This window comes from Curtobacterium sp. AB451, from assembly GCF_050585845.1.
Lineage (GTDB): Bacteria > Actinomycetota > Actinomycetes > Actinomycetales > Microbacteriaceae > Curtobacterium.
In genome coordinates this window covers 1-319 of record NZ_JBOBQG010000016.1, presented here as the reverse complement: position 1 = coordinate 319, position 319 = coordinate 1, and the positions used below count along the sequence as shown (strand labels likewise).

The following is a 319-nucleotide window of genomic DNA, read 5'->3' as shown; positions in this document are numbered from 1 at the left end:
GACAGCAAAGGACAGATCCCATGCGCAAGTCCCTGAAGACCTCCATCACCCTCGCGACCACGGGTGCGCTCGTGCTCGGCGGTGCCGCGTTCGGCATCACCTCCGCGCAGGCCTCGACCCCGTCGGTGCACACCGTGTCCTCGTCGTCGTCGAAGATCCCCGGCCCCGTCGCCTCGGTCCCCGAGGTCCTCGGCGGCAACACCGCCGTGAAGCTCGACTCCGGCTTCACCGACGCCCTCACCGCCCTGAAGCTCACCCCGGGTGTCTCCGGCGACGCCAAGCTCGCCGACGGGTCCGTGTCGTTCCCGATCACCTCCGG

Annotated in this window: 1 pseudogene; it reads left to right on the top strand. The window is 69.9% G+C overall.

From position 1 onward, the window contains the following. Positions 1-20: 20 nt before the first annotated feature. Positions 21-319: pseudogene (locus ACQXVK_RS17400) on the top strand (hypothetical protein); the annotation flags it as partial.